The organism is Chlamydia muridarum str. Nigg, assembly GCF_000006685.1.
Lineage (GTDB): Bacteria > Chlamydiota > Chlamydiia > Chlamydiales > Chlamydiaceae > Chlamydia > Chlamydia muridarum.
In genome coordinates this window covers 561,243-582,975 of the sequence record NC_002620.2, presented here as the reverse complement: position 1 = coordinate 582,975, position 21,733 = coordinate 561,243, and the positions used below count along the sequence as shown (strand labels likewise).

The window sequence follows — 21,733 nt, the reverse complement described above, 5'->3', positions numbered from 1 at the left end:
TCTATCGCGGGATAGAGTAGTGGTCATCTCGTTGGGCTCATAACCCAAAGGTCGGAGGTTCGAATCCTTCTCCCGCTATTTTTAGTTTGTTTGAGGCGGTATAGCTCAGGTGGTTAGAGCAGCGGAATCATAATCCGCGTGTCGTTGGTTCAAGTCCGACTACCGCTATCTCCTCATCTAATTATTTCTTTTATTTATAATCTGTTAGCATTGTTTTCTGATAAAGCGCCTTTTTCCCAAAGAAGTGTTAGTGGGCGTTGGTCAATTAGTGCTTGCTCTTCAAAGTATTGCAAAGGTCCAGGAAATCGGTATAAATCTTCTAGCAGGCAGGCCTCTTTTATTTTGTGCAGGTATTGCACCATGGGGGAGTGTGGAGATACAGAATCTGTCTTAATTACTGGTGTCTCTTCATTAAACCGTTTTTCTAAATGCATCATTTTGTATAGGGGAGTTGCTGCTATTGTCCAGTGAGCATATTCTTCCGCTAAGTTGCCTATAGTCACCATGTATCCAGTTTTACCTCTTACTAAGAAAAGAGAAGCTGCAATTCCTAAGGCTAAACCATAATTTGAATCAAAATTTGAAGGAAAACTCGCGCGCGATTCATAGCCTAAAAAATGTGTTACAGGAGCAAAGGGCATAGTTGGTTCTAGTTTAGCTATTTCATCACTAACTAAAGATGCTAGCAGCTCTTCTATAGCAATTTTAGACACGCGAACATTTCCATACGAGTCTCTGTCAAGAAGTAGCTGCTCGCGAATATTTTCTGGAAGCGAAGAGAAAGTTTGAAGAGCCATAGGCGATAATTGTTGGTCAAAATGATTAACCGAAAATTGTCCTTCAGCTATCAGAGCGTTTAATTCATGAATTAACAGTTTTGTGTCAGGGATCTGTTTGATCAAACCTTCTGGGATAAGAATCGTGCTATAGTTTTTATCTTTACGGAACCGTTTAATAAGTCCTCGTGCAATATGATGACTTAAACTTCTTAAAGATGTGTGGTGAATAGCTACTTCCTCTCCTATTAGAGTAATATTAGGAAGAGCTTGAAGACCGCACTCCAAAGTGCTGTGCGAGGCTTGTTCCCCCATTAATTTGACAAAATGATGATATTTCCGAGTGGACAGAATATCTTTTTCCAAATTTCCAATCATTTCTGAATAAGTTCGGCATGATGTATGGAATCCTAGAGGGGTTTCGATCCAAGAGTTTTTCAAATCTCCATCAATGGTTTTAGGAACTCCAATTACAGCCGTAGGACAGTTGTGCTCGATAAAATATTCTGCTAGCATTGCTGTATCGGTATTGGAGTTATCTCCGCCCACAATAAGCAGCCCGTGTAGTTTCATTTTTTTTACGGTAGAGAGAATAGCACTCTTTTGCTCTTTAGTTTTGATTTTCTCTTTACTGGAGGAAAGCATGTCAAACCCACCAGCGTTGTAATAATCATAGATAACTGAGATGTCTAGGTCCTTATATAGCCCTCTAATAAGCCCCAAGGGGCCTTTAATAAATCCAAAAAGTTTAGTTTCTTTATTAAAAGCTCGTAGTCCTTCAAATAACCCTATGACTACATTATGACCTCCTGGTGCTTGTCCTCCTGAAAGTAAAACTCCGATACGTAAAGGCTCAGAAGAAGAGCGATCCCCTTTTTGAATCGTTAAATTAGGAAGGGCACATAGATGTGGAATATGCTTGGCTAATAAACCTGGATTAGGTTCAGAAGAAGCTGATTCTTTAATATGAAGAGAACATAAATTATCCAACAATGCTAGAGTGACTGGACGATAATGTAATCTTTGTAGTTCAAAATAACTCTTATTTACAGAGAGTAACTCCATGGTGTCCCTAATAATTGATGTTTTAGCCAATTGATAAGGTCTTGAAAAGCCTCAGAATACACGCAAAGATGATGATTCATTTTAGGATAGATACGATAAGAAGCTTTTCCTACAAAGTTTTTTGCAAAAAGAGCCTGATGACGTAAGGAGATAATAGGATCCTCTTCTCCTTGTAAGTAAAGAATCGAAGTGTGTTCTGAGATAGTAGCAGTAGAAAAAGTCTTTAACACATCTAAATTAACAAACTGTGAACAAAAATTTTTTCCAAGAGGAACTCCTTGATAAGAAAAAATTTCAGGAGAAGGCTTTGAAGAAAGTGATGAAGAATGCAAGGTATCTTCTAACCATAAAGATCCTTGAATTGTGGGTGCCCAAACGGCCACATGTTGAATGGCTGGAAAGCTAGGAAGATGCAGTAGGGACAAGCTACCTCCAAGGGACGAGCCAAATAAAGCAACAGAATGAATTTGAGGAAGAGAGAGACCAAATTCTATGATTTGTTGAGAGGCTTGAATGTAGTCTGTAAGAGAAAATTCATGGATGAAGCCTTCTGCATCACCATGCCCGGGTAAATCTACTCGTAATACCGCAATACCTGCTTGAACAAGCTGATTAGCTAGATGAAGATAAGAACGTTTTGTTCCAATTTTACTAGAAGCTAGTCCGTGTAATACAATAACCAAAGGAAATTCTTTTTCTTGGGAAGAGGGAATATGCAAAATTCCAGGAGAAGAGACATTATCCAATAGAGGGATGTCGAAGTTTTTTTTTGAGTGAGGAAAGTAACTAGGTTGTTTCATGGCAAAAGATGGACTTCGGTTATATCTATTGGAACTAATAATCCTGGTCAGGGATTTCTAAGCAAATCGAACAGCGTTTTTGCCATTCATTATGATTTAAAAACAAAATTAATGGGGGAAAATCATCAGAATGAGAATCTTCTGGAGAATGTATTTGCAAAGGCCCTACAAAACGATAGGAATCTTCTAATGCCCAAATTTTGCGATAGAGAGAGAATTTATTAAAAACAGGACTAGAAATATCCACTAAACCTTTCTTAATTAACGGATAAAGGGTCCCATCTTTATTTGTTTTCGTGGTTAACATACGTACAATAGGCAAAGCTCGTAGCCGCCATTTTTCAATAGGATTAGTTAATCCCTCGATAGTAGTTAAGTACCCATTGCAGCGGTTGAAGACAAGGATACCTGCACCATAACCTAAATTATAGCTGTATACGTTATCAAAATGGGTGGGGGTACCTGAGCGTCCTTCATAACCGAGAAAATGAGAAATGGCATTAAAAGGGACATGTTTGAAATGAGTTTCCAGATGATTCTGAACTAAATGAATAAGAAGTTTGTCGACACTAATTTGAGATACGTAAACATTCCCATGAGCATCGCGGTTATATAGAAGCTGGTGACGAATATCTTCTGGAAATTGATGCAAAAGTTGTTGGGATGAGGGGGATAATGCTTGGGAAAGGTCTGTTTGTTCGGGGAAGGATTCAATTTCTTTGACAAGAGTTTGTATCTCGGGAATAAACTCGATAACCCCTTCTGGGATAAGAATAACCCCATGATATTTCCCCATAGCGGCTCGATCAGATATCATCTCGCAAATTCCCTGTATTAGGGCTGAAAGAGAAGTGCCTTTTTCTGCTATCTCTTCTCCTATGAGAGCCATATTTGGGTGAGTTTGTAGCGCACATTCTAGTGTGATGTGCGATGAAGATCGCCCCATCAGTTTAATAAAGTGATAATGCCCCTTACAAGACAACGCATCTCTAGAAATATTGCTGATAATCGATGAATAGAATTTGGTAGCGGTATCAAAACCAAAAGTTAAGTCCAAGAAGAGATGTTGTAAATCACCATCTATAGTTTTAGGTACACCGATTAGCACAGTTTTGGCACGATGTTTTGCAAAGTATTCAGCAAGAATCGCTGTAGCTGTATTTGACCCATCTCCTCCGATGATGACTAAACCATCTAAATCAAGCTGATTCGCTGTCTGTAAGCAACGTGCCTTATTTTCTTCAGTAATGATATTTGTTCGGCCAGTTCCAATACAGTTAAATCCTCCAGAGTTACGAAACTCTTTCATGAACTCTTCTGTAATCTCTACTGTATTATTATTGAGTAGGCCATGACCATTACGAATGAACCCTAAAAGTTTGCTATGAGGATGTAATTTTTTAATGCTATGGAGCAACCCTAAAATGACATTATGCCCTCCAGGAGCAGGACCTCCAGAAAGCATAACACCAACTTTAAGAGGAGCTATATCTAAAGGGAGATCGGATTTAGGAATAAACTTGCGATAGGGGGATTCATAGGTACATGGGAATAATTGCGCTACAGTCTCTACACGATCATTAAGAAGAGCACTAAATCTAGTGTCCTCTGTTAAGAGGAGTGCGGGAGCTTTTTGAAGCTCCCTGCACAAAGGAGGTGTCTTTTGACAAAGAGAAGAATGTTTACTAGACGACATAAGTTCTGTCTCGAACACGTTAGCGAATTAATCCTAAACAGTACCACCACCAACTGCCTAAGCCTAACCAAATAATTAGGTTAACTATGCTAAGAATAAATCCTGAGCGCCACCATTCTTGCACGGAAACTAACTGAGATCCAAAATACAAGGGAGCCGGTCCTGATCCATAGTGTGTAAGTCCTCCGAATAAATTACTAGCAAAAGCTAGAGCTAAAGCTGCAAACATCGGATTCACTCCTAAAGAGATCGATACCGTAAGAAAAATTGGGTACATGGCAGCAATATGAGCTGTATTACTTGCAAACAAATAGTGCGAGTAAAAATAGATAAGAAAAAGTACTGGGAACCCGATTTTCCAGGATAATCCTTGAACCATTCCAATAACAGAATCTCCTACAAAATTAACAAATCCAAAAGAACTTAGGAAAGATGCCATCATAATTAAAGCGCCGAACCAGAGAAAAGTTTCCCATGCAATGGTGTTAGAGAGAACATCTTGTTGCCAGTCAAGGATATCCGTGAGTACGAGCAGCGATAGTCCTATAAGAGCTGTTGTTGTTGCGGAAACGCCTATAGAATCTCCAAAAGTCCATAAGGAGATCAATAGGGAAAAGATGAGTAGGATGATTCGTTCGCCTTGTTTTAAAGGCCCCATTTCTTTTAGACGAATTTTTGCAGTTTCCACAGCTTCTTCACAGCTGGTGATTTGTGGTGGGAATAGTTTAAAAAGTACAAAGGGCATACAGGCTAAGCTAACAATTCCTGGCAGGATAGCCGCTTTAGCCCAAATGGCCCATGTTAATGCTACCCCAGAGTGACTTGCTAAAGCAGAAACAATAGGGTTCCCAGCCATTGCAGTCAAAAACATAGCACTGGTGATCACAGAGCTTTGATAAGCTACTTTAATCAAGAAGGAGCCTAAAAGTTTTTCCGTGCCTTTTTCTACAGAACTTCCAAAAGATTCGGATAAACCCATAACGACAGGGAAGAGAATCCCTCCTGCTCGAGCTGTTAGACTGGGGATGGCTGGTGCTAGTAAAAAATCTGTGAGAACTAGTCCATAGCTCAATCCCAAAGGGCTTTTCCCTAAGACTTTAATAAAGAAATAAGCGATTCGTTCACCGAGGCCTGTTTTGATCACACCTTTTGCTATAGAGAAGGAGAGAAACACTAGCCAAGCAATGGGACTATGGAATCCTGATAGAGCTTGATCTAAGGTCAAAGTTTTTGTAACGAGTAGTAAGGAAATGCCCATGATAACAATGGCTCCCATGGGAGCGGGCTGTAAAATAATTCCAAGAATAGTCGTGGTAAATATCGCGAATAAATGCCACGCCTTGGGATCAACAAAATCAGAATGCGGACAGAACCAAATTCCAAAAAGAGTAAAAGTCAGAAATACAAGCGATAAGAAGCGTTTTTGTTTGTCCATGGCTACCTATAATTTTCGGGGTAACAGCTATGACTCAAAAGGAAATCTTTCTAACCATTTTTCCATTTCTTCTAAAGTATCATCGATGAGATCTGTAGAGGAAAAGACTTCCTGTAAACAAGAGTCAATAGATTCTTCATGAATAATTGTTTCGACGTCTTCCATGCTAATGAAAGACTTATCGATTAAACCAGCTGAAAAGGCTTTGCTGATAGGATAAAAAAGCTCTTTAGGATAGAGAGCACAAATAGATGCCACGAGGCTGTCCCACGCAAAAGAAGGGCGTTTTTCTAGCCGATAATTAAGTAGTTCTCCGAAATAACGGATAGCAGCTCCTCTAGAAAGTTTTTTTACGCCAACAAGGGACACTAAACTAGAGATAGCTGCCGCTTGAACATAAGGGTTTACGCGAGGAGTTTCGATAAGTTCTTGAATAAGAGAAACGTCGTCACAAACGCTGGCTAAGATACGAGAAAGATCTTCTGTAAGCACGTCTCCTGCAATTGCATGAGGGATATCTTGCTCGAAAGAGAATAACTTAATGATAAGAGGAAGAGCTCGAGTTTCTCTGAATTGAGCTAAAAGATACATGGCATAAAGATGACCTTGATAGCAGTCATCGTCAATAATATCAGACACATGATCAATAGCTTCTTCCAAAATTTTAAGAAGGTAAGGAGTGATTTGGTTATGTTTGACGATCGCAGCTTCTATAGCTTCTCTAGGAAGAACACCGTTGTCATAAACGAGGTCTTCCAAAATATGGGAGATTTCCATCGTCAGAAGTACTCCAGTTCTGAGGATTTGTGAATAATCAATTGTTTCTTGGTCGTAGCATGCCAAAAATCTTATGTCAATGACTCTATATAAGCGAAAACCTTCAGGCTTTGTATGGAAGGATCCCTCCCGAAAACGAGCAGACGCCACAAAGTAACAGCTGCAACGCTTGGCGTCTAAGCAGATAAGGCAAGTTTAAACCGTATTAGGTTAGCATGCAAAAGATAACAGTCGAAAGCATGCAACGCTATTATAGATTTATGGCAAAAAAAAGCATTAACAAAGAGCAACAAGATAACAATAGATAATCAAAAAGCGAAAGTAAATGACGGAATAGCATCAAGAAGCTCACGAGTTTTTATATGTTGGGGAGAGAAAAAAATTTCTTCTTTAGAAGCAATTTCTACTAAAGCTCCTTGGTCCATAACAGCAATTTTGTCTGCTAAAGCATAGGCAGCGGACATATCATGGGTGATAAATAAAAAAGCGTTATTGTACTGATTTTTTATTGTTTGGAATAGCTCAAGAATAAGTCCTTGATTCATTGTGTCCAAAGCAGATAAAGGCTCGTCACAAATAATTAATTCCGGATTGCAAACCAAAGCTTTTGCTATGGCTACGCGTTGACGTTGACCGCCACTTAGTTTATTAGGGCGTAAAGATAGAAAAGATTTGGAAAGGTTAACTAGTTTCAGAGCGCGAGTAATTTCTGCTTGTTGTTGACTTTTAGAGAGGCCACCTATGATATGCAAAGGTTCCGCGATGATTTCTTGAACGGTCATCATAGGATTCAAGCTACTATAAACATCTTGCCAAATCATTTGGATAGCTTTAGCTTTTGGTGTTTTCGAGGGAAGGTGAAAGGTTATAGCATCTTGAGAATCAGGGGATAATAATCCTAAAATTGTGAGTGCCAGAGAAGTTTTACCAGATCCACTCGCGCCAACTATTGTCAGGCATTCTCCTCGATGCACTTCCATGTGAATGTTTTTTAGAATTGTCTGTTTTCGAATGGTAAGAGAAAGGTTCTTAATTGTAACTAGCTTAGGCATACTAATTAAAAGGTTGATATGCTGGTATTGCAGCGGTTTTTGAATGTTTAGGATTGTAAAGGTTGGGAATTTTGGGAATAGCCCTAATCAACTTTTGAGTATAGGGATGGGATGGTGAGCGCAATAGCTCGTGCACAGGACCTTGTTCTACGATTTCTCCATGGTGTATAATAGCCATTTCCTCACAGAGCTCTGATACCAAAGCCAAATTATGGGTGATAAGTAGCAGAGCTGTGTTGTTATTTTGGTGAATTTGCTTTAATACGCGAAGGACTTGAGCTTGTGATATAGAATCCAAAGCTGTTGAAGGCTCATCTGCGATAATTAATTCTGGATTTGTTGCTAAAGCTATAGCAATGCTGACCCGCTGACACATACCCCCGCTGAGTTCAAAGGGATATAATTGTAAGCAGCGATCGGGAGACTCAATATGCACACTTACAAGAAGCTCTCGAGCTTTAGCAAAAGCTTCTTCTTTGGACATGACAAAATGGTGTCGTAAGGTTTCTATAATTTGAGTTCCTACGCGCATAGAGGGTGTAAGGGTTCCCATAGCATTTTGGAAAATAGTCGATATTTTTTTTCCTCGAATGCTTTGAAATTCTTTTCGAGATAAACGAGTAATATCTGTTCCTGAGTAAAAAATTTTCCCTGATTGAATACAGCAGTTATCTGGTAAAAACCCAAGGATCGCTTTGGAAACGGTTGTTTTCCCTGAACCATTTTCTCCTACAAGCGCCAAACTTTGGCGTTGTTTGATAGTCAGCGATAGATGATTAACTAATCGTTGATTCGATTCCTTTATCGCCACGACTAAATTTTCGATTTTCAATAAAGTTTTAGACAAGGGTGTTTTCCTCTAACAATTTAGTTCGTAGTCCCTCTCCGATACAATTAAAGCTAACAGAAATAATCACCATAAAAAATGAAGGAATAAAAAAAAGCCAGGGATGATAGTCCAAAGAATGAATACCTTCTTTTACAAGAGTTCCTAGACTGGCATAAGGAGGTTGAATTCCTAGCCCTAAAAAACTAATAAAGGCTTCTGTGTATACAGCATTAGGGATGGTAAAAATTAAGGTGGAAATGATTGGTCCCAGAGTATTCGGAAGTAAATGCTTCCTTAAAATATGAAAAGTTGATGCTTGTAAGGCTCGAGCTGATAAAACAAACTCTTTATTTTCTAACAATAAAAATTGGTCATAAATAATACGCGCTATGGGAATCCATCCAGTTATTGTCATTGCTAAAATGAGGGGGAGAATTCCATGATTAAAGATTACTAACAAAAGAATGATCACAGGAATTCGTGGGAGAGAAAAAAGAATTTCTGTAATGCGACTCATAAAATCTGCAATCTTTTTCCCACCGGCAAGAGCTAAGGTAGACCACAATAATCCAAGACACACATCAATAATTGTGGCGGATACTGCAATTAATAAAGAGAGCCGAATTCCTTGAAGAGTGCGAGCCAGCATGCAGCGCCCTAAATTATCGGTTCCGAAAGGAAATAATTTGTTAGGCGCTTGAAGAGCATAGTTAGGAAAAGTTTTTTCATAATCAGGATAAAGGCTAGGTAGAAAAATTGCAGATAAAATCAAAACGGTTAAAACCGTGCAGCCTAGCAATAGCATTTTGTTTGTGCGGATATAATTCCAAGTACGTAACGAACCAGATCGAAACATGCGTTTTTTATCCTTCACTTGAATTATTGTTTAGAATGCTCTTTCCCATAAGAATAACGAATTTGAGGATCTATCCATGCTTGCAAAAGATCACAAAGAAGAGAGATTAACATGAAAAAAGCACCGTAAAAGACTGAGAGTCCCAAGGTCATAGGATAATCTCTTTGTTTAATACTGCAAATAAACCATTTCCCTAGACCAGGAATACAGAAAAGGTTCTCTATAGAAAAAGTCCCAGTCATTAGAGTCGTTATGAGAAAAGCCGAGTATGAAATTACTGGAAATAATGCGTAGGGTAAAACGTGTTTTATTAACACCTTAAGAGGAGAAAGTCCTTTGGCATAAGCTAATAAAACATAATCTTTTTTTAAAGATGCGGACACGGAAGCATAGGTTAGCTGAGTAATGAATGCCATTGGAGCAATTGCTAGAGCAATTGAGGGGAGTAATGTGTGTGAAAAATCTCCCCAACAAGCTATTGGAAGCAATGAGTATTTTATAGCAAAGATATACTGCAGAAAAGCTCCTATAACGAAAGCAGGAACAGATATTTGAATGATAGATGAGAAAAAAATAGTTCTGCCACATCCTCTTTTATAAAAGGCTGCAAGAATCCCAAGAGTAATTCCTCCAAAAAGAGCTAAACAAAGGCTCTCAAGTCCGAGAATAGCAGAAGAGGGAAGCGCGGTAGTAATAATGCCAATTACAGTGCGATCCTTATAAATGAGTGATTCTCCGAAATCTAATGTTAGTAAACATTTTAGATAGATGAGATATTGAGTAAATAAAGGCTTATCCAGCCCATAGCGCTTATTTAAAATTGCTAAAATTTCTTCTGAAAGAACATTCCCATTTTCATCGTTAAAAGGGTCTCCTGGAATTGTTCTAATGATAAAAAATGTTAGAGTGACCACTACCCATAAAGAAAGCAAATTAAAAAGTAGTCGCTTCTTTATGTACCCGAGCATGACAGATTCCTTTGCACGTTATGTTTGATCACAGAGTTACTTTAAAATACAGAGTGCTTTCTTCCGCGTTATTTTAAAGGGAGGGATTTTTCTGCGCACGGAGTAAAATACCTTCAAGAGTTTTTTGCATACCGCATATCGACAAGACCTGAGGGATGTAATCTAACAAAAGAAAGTTTATTATTTGCGGCATAGTGAAAAACATCGTGATAGAGCGGTTCTATGATATTTTGTTTTTCTAGGTATAGAGAAGCTTCGGAAATCAGAGAAATACGCTTTCGAGGATCTTTTTCCGTTTCTATAGAGAGAATAAGCTGGTCAAACAGAGGGTCTTGTAAGGCATAAGGTTTGATTCCCTTAGAAGAAAAAACAGACAAGAAGGCTAAAGGATCGGAAAAGTCTGCAAACCAACCGTTTATGGACATAAAAAAAGTGTTGGTGGTCAAATCATTTTGTAATAAAGCATACTCTTTCCCGCAAATAGGGAATGTTATTCCTAAAATTCTTCGCCATTGATCGCGCATCATTTGGGCCATTTGTGAGTTGACGCTAGATGTCGCTGAAAAAATCAAAGGGCATTTTTCAAGATCTTTTATAGTCATATTAAGATCTGTTAATGCTTCTTGTAACAGAGTTTTGGCTAAAATGACGGCTTCTTGTTGTTTGTAAGTAGGTTGCTCTGGATAAGTGTGCAGGTGTGTAGGAAGTAGGTGTTTAGCGGGCTTAACAAAGGTTGGAGAGGCTAAGGCTTCCTTATTTAGAACAAGGCTTAAAGCTTGTCGCAACTTGGGATGGCTGAAGGGTACTTTTGATGTGTTGAACGTGAGCCACGAGGTGCCAGATATATCAAATGATTGAGGAGTACGACGTTTATTTGCTGTTGCTAAAGCTTCTTGGGGAATGCTGTGTCCCCAAGGAAGTCCTTGCCAATCCAATTTTCCTTGTTTGAACAAAGCAGAAGCGGTCTGCTGATCAGGAATCACATGTATGTGGATTTCCTGGATCGCAACTTGCTCTTTGTTATAATAATAGGGATTTTTTTCTAATTTAAGCCACCGCCGATCTTTTTTCTCTTTTAAACAAAAAGCCCCTGTAGATATTGGAAGAGCTTTTGCTTCATTCCGAATTTGATGTTCGGGGTGCACAGGATAAAATACTGGAAGGGTAAGTAATTTCAGAAAGTGTGGAGTAGGGGTATGCAAATTGATAACAAGTGTATGATTGTCCTTAGCGAAGAATCCACAATCTTTACTTAAATCAATGGGTAAAAAAGCGAAAGAGTAGATACTTGCAATGCGATTTTGCAAAACATCGTTCCAAGAACGTACAAAATCATGAGCAGTAATCAGGTCTCCATTACTCCAGAGTGCTTTTTTTAGGTGGAAAGTGTAGGTTTTCTTATCTTCAGATAGGAAGAAACTTTCTGCTAATGCAGGGAAAACCTCTCCGGAAGGAGTCTCTTGAACCAGTCCCTCATAAAGATGGTGAATCAAATTAATATCCGAAAGAAGCCTAACCTCTCGAGGGTCAAACGTGCGAGGATCGTCCTTCATGCTCACAGATACGCTTTGATTAGAGGAGGAGTGATTTGATTTGTTTGAGGAGGATTTGGAGCAGCCGGTAATTGCTGTTGCTAATGCGATAAGCAAGCAGATTCCCACTGATACCTTGCGCATGGAATAACCTCCTTAGAAACATATGTCTGATTGCAAAACAGTCTCTCTCCTAATCCAGCTATCATTGCAGCATTATCAGAGCACAACTGCGAAGAAGGGAAATATGTAGGAAGAGAGCACGTTTGATTCAGCAGGCGACGGAAGTAACGGTTGTTTGCTACGCCCCCACCAACAATCAAAGACTCGCAAGAAAACGCTTTTACAATATCAGGAAGTTTTTGAGCAATAGTCATGAAAGCTGCTTTTTGGAAAGATGCAGCGATGTTTCGTTTTTGCGTTTCAGAGACTTCTGGGAAAGGTGCTTTGGCCGAGCTATTGTTACCTTTCAAGGCATATAATACGGCGGTTTTTAATCCACTAAAAGAGAAATCGTTTCCAGAAACTTTGGCTCGTGAAAAGGGGTAAGCTTCTTCATCGCCATCTTGAGCCAATTCCTCTAATTTTTGTCCTCCTGGATAGGGGAGCCCAAGGAATCGAGCTACTTTATCAAAAGTTTCTCCTATAGCATCATCTCGAGTTTTGCCTATTAAAAGGAAGGTTGTGGCATTAGGCATTAAGAATAAAGAAGTGTGTGCTCCCGAAATAGCTAGGCCTAGAGCGGGGAAGCGAATGGAAGGTTCTTCCAAGCAGGCAGCATATAAATGTGCCTCTACATGGTTGACTCCTATAAGAGTTTTTTTTAACCCGCTAGCTAGTCCCTTTGCGAAGTTAACGCCAACAGAAAGCGCGCCAATAAGGCCGGGGGTATTGGCTACAGAAATTAATTCGACATCTTCTAAAGAAACTTCGGCATCTTGAGCTACAGCGGCCAAAAGTTTTGGGAATATTTGTAGATGTGCACGGGAAGCTAGCTCAGGGATTACGCCTCCATAAGCCGCATGAATGTCCTGAGATGCTATCCTATTTGCAAGGATTTTTCCATTCTCGACAAGAGCACAAGAGGTTTCATCGCAAGAGCTTTCTAAGCCTAGTGTTAGCATGGCAAAAACTTAAAAAGAAGGCAAAGAGAAGGATCGTATCATGAGATTGTTAATCAAGCAAGGTGTTAATAATAAATGATATGCAGGTCTTGAGATTGATTTATCGAAAAGAGGTGAGGTCTAAAAACTGAGCATAATCCTATTCCAGCAACAACTAAAGTGACTCCAAGAGAAAGGAAATAACTGGCAGCTATGGCAGGGACTGTTGTAATGGTCCCAGCTAAAATCAAAGCCCCCAATAATAGGCAAATGCTCCCTGCTAAAAGAGGAATCAAAATTTTTATATAGCTAAAAGTAGAGTCAGTGCTTAATGTGCTGCCTGGTAATATTCTTTCATTTGAAAACGGAAAAATACGCGAGTTAGTATTAACTATTGTTAGTTGCATGCGAGCTTTTAATTTTTGATTGTTTAAAGAGAAAAGATAATTCATTATAACTGCTTAGGTTTTATTAAACCAGACGTTGACTTCGTGATCAGCGACTCCATTAGAAACAAAACATTTTTTTAATTGATGAATTTTTGTTTAATGCTCAGGGGAAAAAGAAGGTCTAAGCTTTTCCAGGCACTAGTTTTTATAGGATTAGGAGTAAAATAATTTCTATGTTTCTAAATCTCCCTTCCGCAGAGGTTAGATTGCGTCCGGTGACTACGGAATCTTTCCCCAGAGCTTCTTCTTGGAAAGCTACGCAAAAGCGTATAACAAGCTGTACTTTAACTAACCCCTTCTACAAAACATCTCTGACTCGGATTGTTTGCTTTGTTGTTGGGATACTTATTGTTTTGGGGGCAATTTGTTGTCGAATAGCTTATTTGGCTAATGCAGGGCTGCTTTTTTCTCCTAAAATATTGGCTATAGCGCTATCATCCCTTGTTCTGCTGGGAGGAGGGATAGGGGTTCTCTGCAAGATTGCGCGTAAAATAGATGTTTTGTACGGAGAGAAGATTCAACCATTCGCGATTCGGAAATGGGAGCAGGTCATTTTATGTGAGAAAAGAGGACAAACTATCCGGCCTATTCAAGATCCCGATATGTATATGGATGTTTCTCTTTTAGATAAACAAGGTTCGGGTATTGCCCCTGTTTACACATATCCTCCCGCCAAAGCTCGCACAGCCATTTGTTTTATTGCATGCATTTTATTGCCAATCATTACTGTGGTGCGAGTGTTATATAACGCATTCCGCTTTTTGCTCATTCCCTTCTATATTGTTTTTCAGATGATTCGTCAGCTCTATCAAGAAGACCTTCCTTTTGAAGAGCAGTTTATTTGCTCCGATATATTTCGAGAAATGTCTCGTTCGTTTGTGCAAGCTGTAAAAGCTCCCTTCTACGGAGTAGCTTGTTATCTAGCAAGTTTGTATGGATTGCTAAATCCTTTATCAGGAAGAGTGATTATGGCTAGTGTGGAACGAGATTGGAACAATGATGTGATCCGATCCCGAGGAATTTGGGGAATTTTTTGCGAAAAAAATTGTTTGTTAGAAGGAGGAGGAACTCGATCTGGATTAGGACAACATGCTTGGTATCTGTTAGGCTGTTTTCAGCCTTTCCGACTATTTCTCTTAAAAGATGGGGAAATTGTCTCTGGGGCGCGCCCATCAATCCAAGCTTTCCCTGAAAACAAAGAGTATTTAACATCTTACTTATATGGGGCTGCCTTGGGAAGGTTGACTAGCCGCTAGTTTTGCATAAACTGCTACAGTTTTTAGCAATCCAAGCGATTTTGCTTGCAGATCTACAGTAAAATCTTCATCATATAGTTGGAGTTGAGGAGGGAAGTGCACGGTGTGCGCTTTATCCATGAGTTCCCTTGTTTTCTTTTATCGGAAGAAACTAAACTTGCGGCGGCAAAGATTATTTTTAGCTGCTGTCAGGACCATATCTGCTTGTAAAATATATTTTTATAGTTAAAGGGCTCTTTTTTAAGAACCCCAAAAGACTTTTTGTCGTTTTCGTAAAAAAGTCTCTTGATGGATAGTTCTGGGTATTAGGGTTGGTTCAGAATTTTGAGCCGGATTTGTCGCTAATGAACGACTTTTAAGAGTCTTTAATAAAAGAACGGAGAAGGGCGTGGGAGAGCAAAATAGAAACGAAGAGAAATTGGATGTTGCGCTGACTTCCGGTAACCTTATGGATTCTAAAACCAGTCATCTTGATGATGAATTGAGTTTTAAACTAGAAGAAGCGTTTGACACTCTAACAGCAGGGGAGCATTCGCAGGATCTTACATCGATAGTTAGCGCATATAACCCCATCGACTTGGCTTACGCTGTGTCGTGTCTCCCTTCCGATTCGCGCTCTATTCTTTACAAAAGCCTTGATAGTATAGCCTCTAAAATAGCCTTCATTATTAATACAGATTCCGCGTCGCGATGGGCTATTTTTCGTAACTTATCGGATGGGGAAATTTGTGCTCTCATAGAACAAATGCCTCCTGATGAAGCGATTTGGGTTCTCGACGATATTCCGGATCGACGCTATCGCCGTATTTTAGATTTGATTGATGTCAAAAAAGCCCTGAAAATCCGTGATTTGCAGAAACATGGCAGAAATACAGCCGGCCGACTCATGACGAATGAGTTTTTTGCTTTTTTAATGGAAACCACCGTTAAAGAGGTGGCGACCTGCATACGAAATAATCCTGGGGTTGATCTCACCAGACTCGTGTTTGTTTTAGATTTTAAAGGAGAGTTACAAGGATTTGTGACTGATAGGAGCTTGATTATAGCTTCTCCTGAAATGCCTTTAAAACAGATCATGCGCCCTGTAGAGCATAAGGTGTTAGCCGATACCACTCGGGAAGAAGTTGTAGACCTTGTAGAGAGATATAAAGTTGCTGTCCTTCCTGTTGTGGATGAGGAAAATTTTTTGATAGGGGCTATTACTTATGAAGATGTGGTTGAAACGATAGAAGACATTGCTGACGAGACTATTGCTAGAATGGCGGGTACAACAGAGGATGTGGGATATCATGATTGTCATGTTGTGCAAAGGTTTTTGTTGAGAGCCCCTTGGCTGCTTATTACTTTGTGTGCTGGTTTAGTCAGTGCTTCTGTGATGGCTTATTTTCAAAAAATTGCTCCGACATTGTTAGCCATGGTGATTTTCTTTATTCCATTGGTTAATGGACTTTCAGGGAACGTTGGGGTGCAGTGTAGCACAATTCTTGTCCGTAGTATGGCAACAGGGACTCTTTCCTTTGGAAGACGAAGAGAGACAATACTCAAGGAAATGAGCATTGGGCTGTTAACAGGGGTTGCGTTAGGGATTCTTTGTGGTCTAGTTGTTTGCTGTATGGGATGCTTGGGACTTGGGTTATTTTCCACGGGAGGCGTTCAGTTAGGGGTTACGGTTTCCGTAGGTATATTAGGAGCTTCATTAACTGCAACAACTCTAGGCGTCCTTTCTCCTTTCTTTTTTGCAAAAATTGGCGTGGATCCAGCTTTGGCCTCAGGCCCGATTGTTACGGCTCTTAACGATATTATGTCGATGGTCATTTTCCTGCTAATTACAGGCACTTTAAACGTTTTGTTCTTCAAATAATCCGTTAGTCCGAAGATAAAACTTTCTTCGGACTTTTTTTCTATCCCTTTTCTTTATCTCTCTTTAAAATAGTTCATGAATTTTGAAGAGTTTGGAATTTACTTAGAATAGAGGTTGGTTTGTGGCTTTGCGATTCGAGATTTTGCATCAATCGAAAAAATCTAGAGCTCGGGTAGGCCGAATAGAAACTGAGCATGGGTGTATTGATACCCCCGCTTTTGTTCCTGTAGCTACAAATGGAGCGTTAAAAGGGGTGTTAGACCATAGTAATATCCCTCTGATGTTTTGCAATACATACCATCTTATTGTTCACCCAGGAGCAGAAGCTGTTGCTGCTATGGGCGGGTTACATCAATTTATTGGTAGAAATGCCCCTATTATTACTGATTCTGGAGGGTTCCAAATTTTTAGTTTAGCTTACGGCTCTGTCGCTGAAGAGATCAAAAGTTGCGGGAAAAAGAAGGGTGAGAATAGCATTATTAAAATTAATGACGAGGGGGTTTGGTTTAAATCTTATCGGGATGGACGCAAGCTTTTTTTGTCTCCAGAAGTTTCTGTGCAAGCACAAAAGCATCTGGGGGCCGATATTATCATCCCTTTAGATGAATTGCTCCCCTTTCATACAGATCCCGCATATTTTCAACAATCATCCCAGCGCACTTACGCTTGGGAAAAACGATCTTTGGATTATCATCTAGCAAATCCCGGGTATCAATCCATGTATGGAGTGATTCATGGAGGAACTTTCCCTGATCAAAGAAAACTGGGGTGTCAATTTGTAGAAGATTTGCCCTTTGATGGGTCAGCTATTGGCGGCAGTCTTGGAAAAAATCTTCGGGACATTGTGGGAGTAGTCGATGTGACTACGGCGAATCTTTCTATAGAAAGGCCTCGACATTTATTGGGAATAGGAGATTTGCCCTCTATTTGGGCAACCGTTGGGTTTGGGATAGACTCTTTTGATAGTTCTTATCCAACTAAAGCAGCGCGACATGGGATGATTCTGACATCACAGGGGTCTTTAAAAATTAACAATCAACGGTACGCTTCGGATTTGAATCCGATAGAACCAGGGTGTGCTTGTCCCGCATGTTCACAAGGTATATCGCGAGCTTATTTAAGACATTTGTTTAAGGTGCATGAGCCAAATGCGGGTATCTGGGCCTCCATTCATAATATGCATTATATGCAAAAAATAATGAGTAAAATTAGAGAAAAGATTTTAAATGATCAACTGTAAATTAATTTATTTAGTTTGTTGTTTATTTTTTAATTAAAAACTGTTAAAATAATCCCTCTTTTTCTTAAAAAATAAAAGAAATGAGGGTGGGGATTATGAGTAGTTCAGTTAGCACATCACAGACCCAAAATTTATCGTCTAGGGAGTTAAGATGCCTAGCGTCAGACATAATAACGGCGCGAAAAGATCTGGCAACAACTATGATTTTCCTTGGTGCTGCTTTAGCCGCAATTGTAACAGTTGCCTCAATTTTCAGTGGAGCGACCCCTGTTTGTTTAATCGCACTTGCTATTGCCGGAGTTGTATTGGCGGTAGGGATCTTGTTGGGAGTTTTAGCAATTCGTCCTTTAAAATGCACAGTGTAATTGTCTTTATACTCAAATAAGTATAAGATCCTTGCTCTCTTTTTTTGTTAATAAAGAATAGTCGGGATTATGGACTCATCCTGTGCTCTGAAAAATTTGTCATCTTGTGAGGTTAGTTATCGAATACCTGAGGTGATTGCGACTCGTAAAGAGGTCGCATTGGTTCTAATTGTGTTGGGAACTGTGTTAGCTGCTATTGGAGCTTGTGCTGTTGCGGTTATTAGTGGTGTGTGGTCTATTGGATTGGGAACGCTGGTAGTTGGCGGAGTTCTGTTGGCTACAGGTTTTTTGTTTGCGCTGATGGAAATTTGTCGCGCACAGTATGGTCGAAGACAACAAAAGATTCAAACACAACAGGAAGTATTAGAAAGCTCGCCCATTCGAGAAGAGGCGACATTACCTTTTATTGAACAAGCCGTTTATTCTCATGAGCCTGAGCTGCCTTTATCTAGCCAGGAAGAAGTGCGGTGCCACCGTCCTATTATTTTACAAAGAGGATCAAAACCTGCTGAAACTCCGAAGTTCATTGCTGTAGGGAATAGTGTGGTTGAGCTTGTTAAGGTAGGGATGATAGGTCCTATGGGGAGAAGGGGGAATGTTAATCCAGGGCAGACTTTAGTTCGCCTTTGGGATGAATTGTTTGCTTTAGGGCGAATGGGGGAACTCGTTCGTTTAGATGGTTTTTGTTGTAAAGTTTTGCCTGCTACACTAGGCGACACGTCTGTAAGTAAAACATCCGCTGATCGCGCAAGTTCAGAGGATTAAGTTCTAAGAAAGTTTCAAATTCTTGGAATTTAACGCTAATATTTTGACTTTTTTAGTTCGCAACAAGTATAAGAGCCTTTTTCCTAGGCATTCTGCGAAAAAAGGTGCGCTTTGCACACATTGAAGGAGCGTTGTGTCTTTTTATCCTCAAAATCTGCCGAATTTTCGCCGCAAAAAGCAAAGCCGAACAGATTCTCCTATTAAACATGCTAAATATTTTCTCCGAGACCATTTGACGCATTTACGAAAAATTCTTGCAGGGAGACCGCAAGAAGTTATAGAGGCGTGGTATAGAATTCTAGGAAAGAAGTATAATGGCATGACTCAGGCTGTGGGGCTTAGAGATGGAGTTTTGTCGATAAAAGTTCGCAATGCTTCACTGTACGCTGTACTAAAACAAAGCTCCCAAAAAGAGTTAATATCCCAAATTCATTCAGCTGTTCCCGGTGCCAAAATTAAAGAGATACGCTTTTTATTAGGATAATTATGGACGCACAAGAAAAGAAATACGATGCATCAGCCATTACCGTTTTAGAAGGATTACAAGCCGTTCGTGAGCGTCCTGGAATGTATATTGGGGACACAGGCGTTACTGGATTGCACCATCTGGTTTACGAAGTTGTTGATAACAGCATCGACGAGGCTATGGCGGGGTTTTGTACCGAGGTTGTTGTTCGTATATTGGAAGATGGAGGCATCTCTGTCTCGGATAATGGTAGAGGGATCCCTGTTCAAATTCATGAAAAAGAATCCGCCAAGCAAGGTCGAGAGATTTCTGCTTTAGAAGTCGTCCTTACTGTATTGCATGCCGGAGGGAAGTTTGACAAAGACAGCTACAAAGTTTCCGGAGGGTTGCACGGGGTTGGGGTGTCATGCGTTAATGCTTTATCTGAAAAATTTATTGCTAACGTATTTAAGGATGGGCAAGCGTATAGCATGGAGTTTTCAAAAGGGGCTCCACTAACAGCTCTACAAGTATTGGGATCTACGGATAAACGAGGGACTGAGATTCTTTTTTATCCCGACCCAACTGTATTCTCTACATGCGTTTTTGATCGCGCGATTCTAATGAAGCGTTTGCGAGAGTTGGCATTTTTAAATCGTGGAATAACGATTATTTTTGAAGATGATCGTGATGCAGGTTTTGATAAAGTCACCTTCTTTTACGAGGGGGGAATTCAATCTTTCGTCAGCTATTTAAATCAGAACAAAGAAAGTCTTTTCCCGACCCCCATTTATATTCAGGGATCAAAACGTGGAGATGATGGGGATATAGAGTTTGAAGCTGCTTTGCAGTGGAATTCAGGCTATTCTGAACTCATTTATTCTTATGCGAACAATATTCCTACTCGGCAAGGGGGGACTCATTTAACAGGATTTTCTACAGCTTTGACAAGAGCCGTTAACTCCTATATTAAGTCTCACAACTTAGCTAAAAGCGATAAATTGTCTCTGACTGGAGAAGATATTCGAGAGGGGTTGGTAGCGATTGTTTCAGTCAAAGTTCCAAATCCTCAGTTCGAAGGACAAACAAAGCAGAAGTTAGGAAATAGCGACGTAGGCTCTGTAGCTCAGCAAATTAGTGGCGAAGTATTAACAACATTTTTCGAGGAAAATCCTCAAATAGCCAAAACTATTGTAGACAAAGTCTTTGTTGCTGCCCAAGCAAGAGAAGCTGCTAAAAGAGCTAGGGAGTTGACTATCCGAAAAAGTGCTTTGGATAGCGCCCGTTTACCAGGAAAGTTAGTGGATTGTTTAGAAAAAGATCCTGAAAAATGTGAAATGTACATCGTAGAGGGAGACTCTGCAGGGGGGTCAGCTAAGCAAGGAAGAGACCGACGATTCCAGGCTATTCTGCCTATTCGGGGTAAAATTTTAAACGTAGAAAAAGCTCGTCTACAGAAAATTTTTCAGAACCAAGAAATCGGAAGTATTATAGCTGCCCTAGGCTGCGGTATTGGAACGGATAATTTTAACCTGAGTAAATTGCGTTATAAACGTGTCATTATCATGACAGATGCTGACGTTGATGGCTCTCATATCCGAACCTTATTATTGACGTTCTTCTATAGACATATGTCAGCATTGATAGAGAACGGATGTGTTTATATCGCTCAGCCTCCATTATATCGGGTAAGTAAGAAGAAAGATTTCCGCTATATCCTCTCTGAAAAAGAGATGGATGGCTATCTTTTAAATTTAGGAACACGAGAAAGCCGAGTGGTTTTCGATGATACGGCAAGAGAACTAGAGGGAACAGCTTTAGAATCGTTTGTTAACCTTATTTTGGAAGTGGAAAGCTTTATTATTGCTCTAGAGAAGAGAGCGATTCCATTTTCTGAGTTTTTAGATATGTTCCGTGATGGGGCGTACCCCTTATATTATTACCCTCCAGAAAGTGGAAAACAGGGAGGAAATTATCTTTATTCGAATGAAGAAAAAGAGGCAGCAGTTGCCGCTAATGAAGAAGCTGCGGCAAGAATCATAGAGTTATATAAGGCTTCAGCCTTTGAGGAGATTCAGCATAATTTGAATGAGTACGGCTATGATATTCGCCACTATCTTCATCCAAAAGGGACGGGAATCACGGTTTCTACAGAAGATTCCAAAACTCCTAATTACACTTGTTATACTTTGAAAGAAGTTATAGATTACTTGAAGGGCCTTGGACGAAAGGGAATTGAGATTCAGCGATATAAGGGACTTGGAGAGATGAATGCTGACCAGCTGTGGGATACCACAATGAATCCTGAACAAAGAACGCTTGTTCGCGTCTCTTTGAAAGATGCTGTGGAGGCGGATCATATCTTTACAATGTTAATGGGAGAAGAAGTCCCTCCGCGACGTGAATTTATTGAAAGCCATGCGCTATCCATTCGGATGAGTAATTTAGATATTTAGGAGACAG

Annotated in this window: 20 protein-coding genes and 2 tRNA genes; 9 read left to right on the top strand and 13 right to left on the bottom strand. The window is 39.9% G+C overall.

Annotation, left to right across the window (positions count from 1 at the left end):
- Positions 1-5: 5 nt before the first annotated feature.
- Positions 6-78: transfer RNA gene (locus tag TC_RS02410), tRNA-Met, on the top strand.
- A gap of 16 nt (positions 79-94) precedes the next feature.
- Positions 95-168, top strand: a tRNA-Met gene (locus TC_RS02405).
- 26 nt (positions 169-194) lie between these two features.
- Here TC_RS02405 and TC_RS02400 read toward each other — a convergent pair.
- The 12 genes from TC_RS02400 to TC_RS02345 form a co-directional block, all read right to left on the bottom strand.
- Positions 195-1,841, bottom strand: coding sequence for a diphosphate--fructose-6-phosphate 1-phosphotransferase (locus tag TC_RS02400; protein ID WP_010230552.1), 1,647 nt, complete (start codon positions 1,839-1,841; stop codon positions 195-197).
- The gene (locus tag TC_RS02395; protein ID WP_010230549.1) at positions 1,823-2,641 is read right to left on the bottom strand and encodes an alpha/beta hydrolase; all 819 of its coding nucleotides are present in this window, start codon (positions 2,639-2,641) and stop codon (positions 1,823-1,825) included. The genes TC_RS02400 and TC_RS02395 overlap by 19 nt, the downstream gene beginning before the upstream one ends.
- Before the next feature lie 34 nt (positions 2,642-2,675).
- Positions 2,676-4,337 carry a diphosphate--fructose-6-phosphate 1-phosphotransferase gene (locus TC_RS02390; protein WP_010230546.1) on the bottom strand — a complete coding sequence of 554 codons (1,662 nt, stop codon included), beginning with the start codon at positions 4,335-4,337 and terminating at the stop codon, positions 2,676-2,678.
- A 19-nt stretch (positions 4,338-4,356) separates the two neighbouring features.
- Positions 4,357-5,772, bottom strand: coding sequence for an anion permease (locus TC_RS02385; RefSeq protein WP_010230542.1), 1,416 nt, complete (start codon positions 5,770-5,772; stop codon positions 4,357-4,359).
- A gap of 27 nt (positions 5,773-5,799) precedes the next feature.
- Complete coding sequence (locus TC_RS02380; protein ID WP_161634201.1) at positions 5,800-6,555, bottom strand: DUF1186 domain-containing protein; 756 nt, start codon at positions 6,553-6,555, stop codon at positions 5,800-5,802.
- Between the two features lie 302 nt (positions 6,556-6,857).
- Positions 6,858-7,601, bottom strand: a complete 744-nt coding sequence (locus TC_RS02375; protein ID WP_010230536.1) for an ABC transporter ATP-binding protein — start codon at positions 7,599-7,601, stop codon at positions 6,858-6,860.
- Between the two features lies 1 nt (position 7,602).
- Positions 7,603-8,448: an ABC transporter ATP-binding protein gene (locus tag TC_RS02370; RefSeq protein WP_010230533.1), complete on the bottom strand. Its 846-nt coding sequence runs from the start codon at positions 8,446-8,448 to the stop codon at positions 7,603-7,605.
- A complete protein-coding gene (locus TC_RS02365) occupies positions 8,441-9,286 on the bottom strand; it encodes an ABC transporter permease (RefSeq protein ID WP_010230530.1) in 846 nt (281 codons plus the stop codon). Before TC_RS02365 ends, TC_RS02370 begins: the two co-directional genes overlap by 8 nt.
- 23 nt (positions 9,287-9,309) lie before the next feature.
- Positions 9,310-10,254, bottom strand: coding sequence for an ABC transporter permease (locus TC_RS02360; RefSeq protein WP_010230525.1), 945 nt, complete (start codon positions 10,252-10,254; stop codon positions 9,310-9,312).
- Positions 10,255-10,367: 113 nt separating this feature from the next.
- Positions 10,368-11,930, bottom strand: coding sequence for a peptide ABC transporter substrate-binding protein (locus tag TC_RS02355; RefSeq protein WP_010230522.1), 1,563 nt, complete (start codon positions 11,928-11,930; stop codon positions 10,368-10,370).
- Entirely contained in the window at positions 11,888-12,910 is a 1,023-nt protein-coding gene (gene tsaD, locus TC_RS02350; RefSeq protein WP_010230519.1) for a tRNA (adenosine(37)-N6)-threonylcarbamoyltransferase complex transferase subunit TsaD, read from the bottom strand. The genes TC_RS02355 and tsaD overlap by 43 nt, the downstream gene beginning before the upstream one ends.
- 65 nt (positions 12,911-12,975) lie before the next feature.
- On the bottom strand, positions 12,976-13,341 hold the full coding sequence (locus TC_RS02345; RefSeq protein ID WP_010230517.1) for a hypothetical protein: 366 nt from the start codon (positions 13,339-13,341) through the stop codon (positions 12,976-12,978).
- Positions 13,342-13,502: 161 nt separating this feature from the next.
- Here TC_RS02345 and TC_RS02340 point away from each other — a divergent pair, with 161 nt between their 5' ends.
- Positions 13,503-14,594: a hypothetical protein gene (locus TC_RS02340; protein WP_029589514.1), complete on the top strand. Its 1,092-nt coding sequence runs from the start codon at positions 13,503-13,505 to the stop codon at positions 14,592-14,594.
- Here the strand turns inward: TC_RS02340 and TC_RS04855 are convergent.
- Positions 14,556-14,714: a hypothetical protein gene (locus TC_RS04855; protein ID WP_010904344.1), complete on the bottom strand. Its 159-nt coding sequence runs from the start codon at positions 14,712-14,714 to the stop codon at positions 14,556-14,558. The genes TC_RS02340 and TC_RS04855 overlap by 39 nt on opposite strands.
- 328 nt (positions 14,715-15,042) lie before the next feature.
- Here TC_RS04855 and mgtE point away from each other — a divergent pair, with 328 nt between their 5' ends.
- The 6 genes from mgtE (at position 15,043) to gyrB (ending at position 21,726) form a co-directional block, all read left to right on the top strand.
- A complete protein-coding gene (gene mgtE, locus TC_RS02335; protein ID WP_010230513.1) occupies positions 15,043-16,455 on the top strand; it encodes a magnesium transporter in 1,413 nt (470 codons plus the stop codon).
- Between the two features lie 121 nt (positions 16,456-16,576).
- On the top strand, positions 16,577-17,695 hold the full coding sequence (tgt, locus tag TC_RS02330) for a tRNA guanosine(34) transglycosylase Tgt (RefSeq protein WP_010230512.1): 1,119 nt from the start codon (positions 16,577-16,579) through the stop codon (positions 17,693-17,695).
- A 95-nt stretch (positions 17,696-17,790) separates the two neighbouring features.
- Positions 17,791-18,060 (top strand): hypothetical protein, encoded by a 270-nt coding sequence (locus tag TC_RS04850; protein WP_144242783.1) that lies wholly within the window; start codon positions 17,791-17,793, stop codon positions 18,058-18,060.
- A 69-nt stretch (positions 18,061-18,129) separates the two neighbouring features.
- A complete protein-coding gene (locus tag TC_RS02325; RefSeq protein ID WP_010230510.1) occupies positions 18,130-18,825 on the top strand; it encodes a hypothetical protein in 696 nt (231 codons plus the stop codon).
- A 133-nt stretch (positions 18,826-18,958) separates the two neighbouring features.
- Positions 18,959-19,309 (top strand): DUF721 domain-containing protein, encoded by a 351-nt coding sequence (locus TC_RS02320; protein ID WP_010230509.1) that lies wholly within the window; start codon positions 18,959-18,961, stop codon positions 19,307-19,309.
- Between the two features lie 2 nt (positions 19,310-19,311).
- On the top strand, positions 19,312-21,726 hold the full coding sequence (gene gyrB, locus TC_RS02315) for a DNA topoisomerase (ATP-hydrolyzing) subunit B (protein WP_010230507.1): 2,415 nt from the start codon (positions 19,312-19,314) through the stop codon (positions 21,724-21,726).
- Positions 21,727-21,733 lie beyond the last annotated feature (7 nt).

Excerpts from the sequence above, each read along its gene's own strand:
- TC_RS02400 (WP_010230552.1), bottom strand. The coding sequence starts at position 1,841 with ATGGAGTTACTCTCTGTAAATAAGAGTTATTTTGAACTACAAAGATTA.
- TC_RS02395 (WP_010230549.1), bottom strand. The coding sequence starts at position 2,641 with ATGAAACAACCTAGTTACTTTCCTCACTCAAAAAAAAACTTCGACATC.
- TC_RS02390 (WP_010230546.1), bottom strand. The coding sequence starts at position 4,337 with ATGTCGTCTAGTAAACATTCTTCTCTTTGTCAAAAGACACCTCCTTTG.
- TC_RS02385 (WP_010230542.1), bottom strand. The coding sequence starts at position 5,772 with ATGGACAAACAAAAACGCTTCTTATCGCTTGTATTTCTGACTTTTACT.
- TC_RS02375 (WP_010230536.1), bottom strand. The coding sequence starts at position 7,601 with ATGCCTAAGCTAGTTACAATTAAGAACCTTTCTCTTACCATTCGAAAA.
- TC_RS02365 (WP_010230530.1), bottom strand. The coding sequence starts at position 9,286 with ATGTTTCGATCTGGTTCGTTACGTACTTGGAATTATATCCGCACAAAC.
- TC_RS02360 (WP_010230525.1), bottom strand. The coding sequence starts at position 10,254 with ATGCTCGGGTACATAAAGAAGCGACTACTTTTTAATTTGCTTTCTTTA.
- TC_RS02355 (WP_010230522.1), bottom strand. The coding sequence starts at position 11,930 with ATGCGCAAGGTATCAGTGGGAATCTGCTTGCTTATCGCATTAGCAACA.
- tsaD (WP_010230519.1), bottom strand. The coding sequence starts at position 12,910 with ATGCTAACACTAGGCTTAGAAAGCTCTTGCGATGAAACCTCTTGTGCT.
- TC_RS02345 (WP_010230517.1), bottom strand. The coding sequence starts at position 13,341 with ATGAATTATCTTTTCTCTTTAAACAATCAAAAATTAAAAGCTCGCATG.
- TC_RS04855 (WP_010904344.1), bottom strand. The coding sequence starts at position 14,714 with ATGGATAAAGCGCACACCGTGCACTTCCCTCCTCAACTCCAACTATAT.
- mgtE (WP_010230513.1), top strand. The coding sequence starts at position 15,043 with ATGGATTCTAAAACCAGTCATCTTGATGATGAATTGAGTTTTAAACTA.
- TC_RS04850 (WP_144242783.1), top strand. The coding sequence starts at position 17,791 with ATGAGTAGTTCAGTTAGCACATCACAGACCCAAAATTTATCGTCTAGG.
- TC_RS02325 (WP_010230510.1), top strand. The coding sequence starts at position 18,130 with ATGGACTCATCCTGTGCTCTGAAAAATTTGTCATCTTGTGAGGTTAGT.
- gyrB (WP_010230507.1), top strand. The coding sequence starts at position 19,312 with ATGGACGCACAAGAAAAGAAATACGATGCATCAGCCATTACCGTTTTA.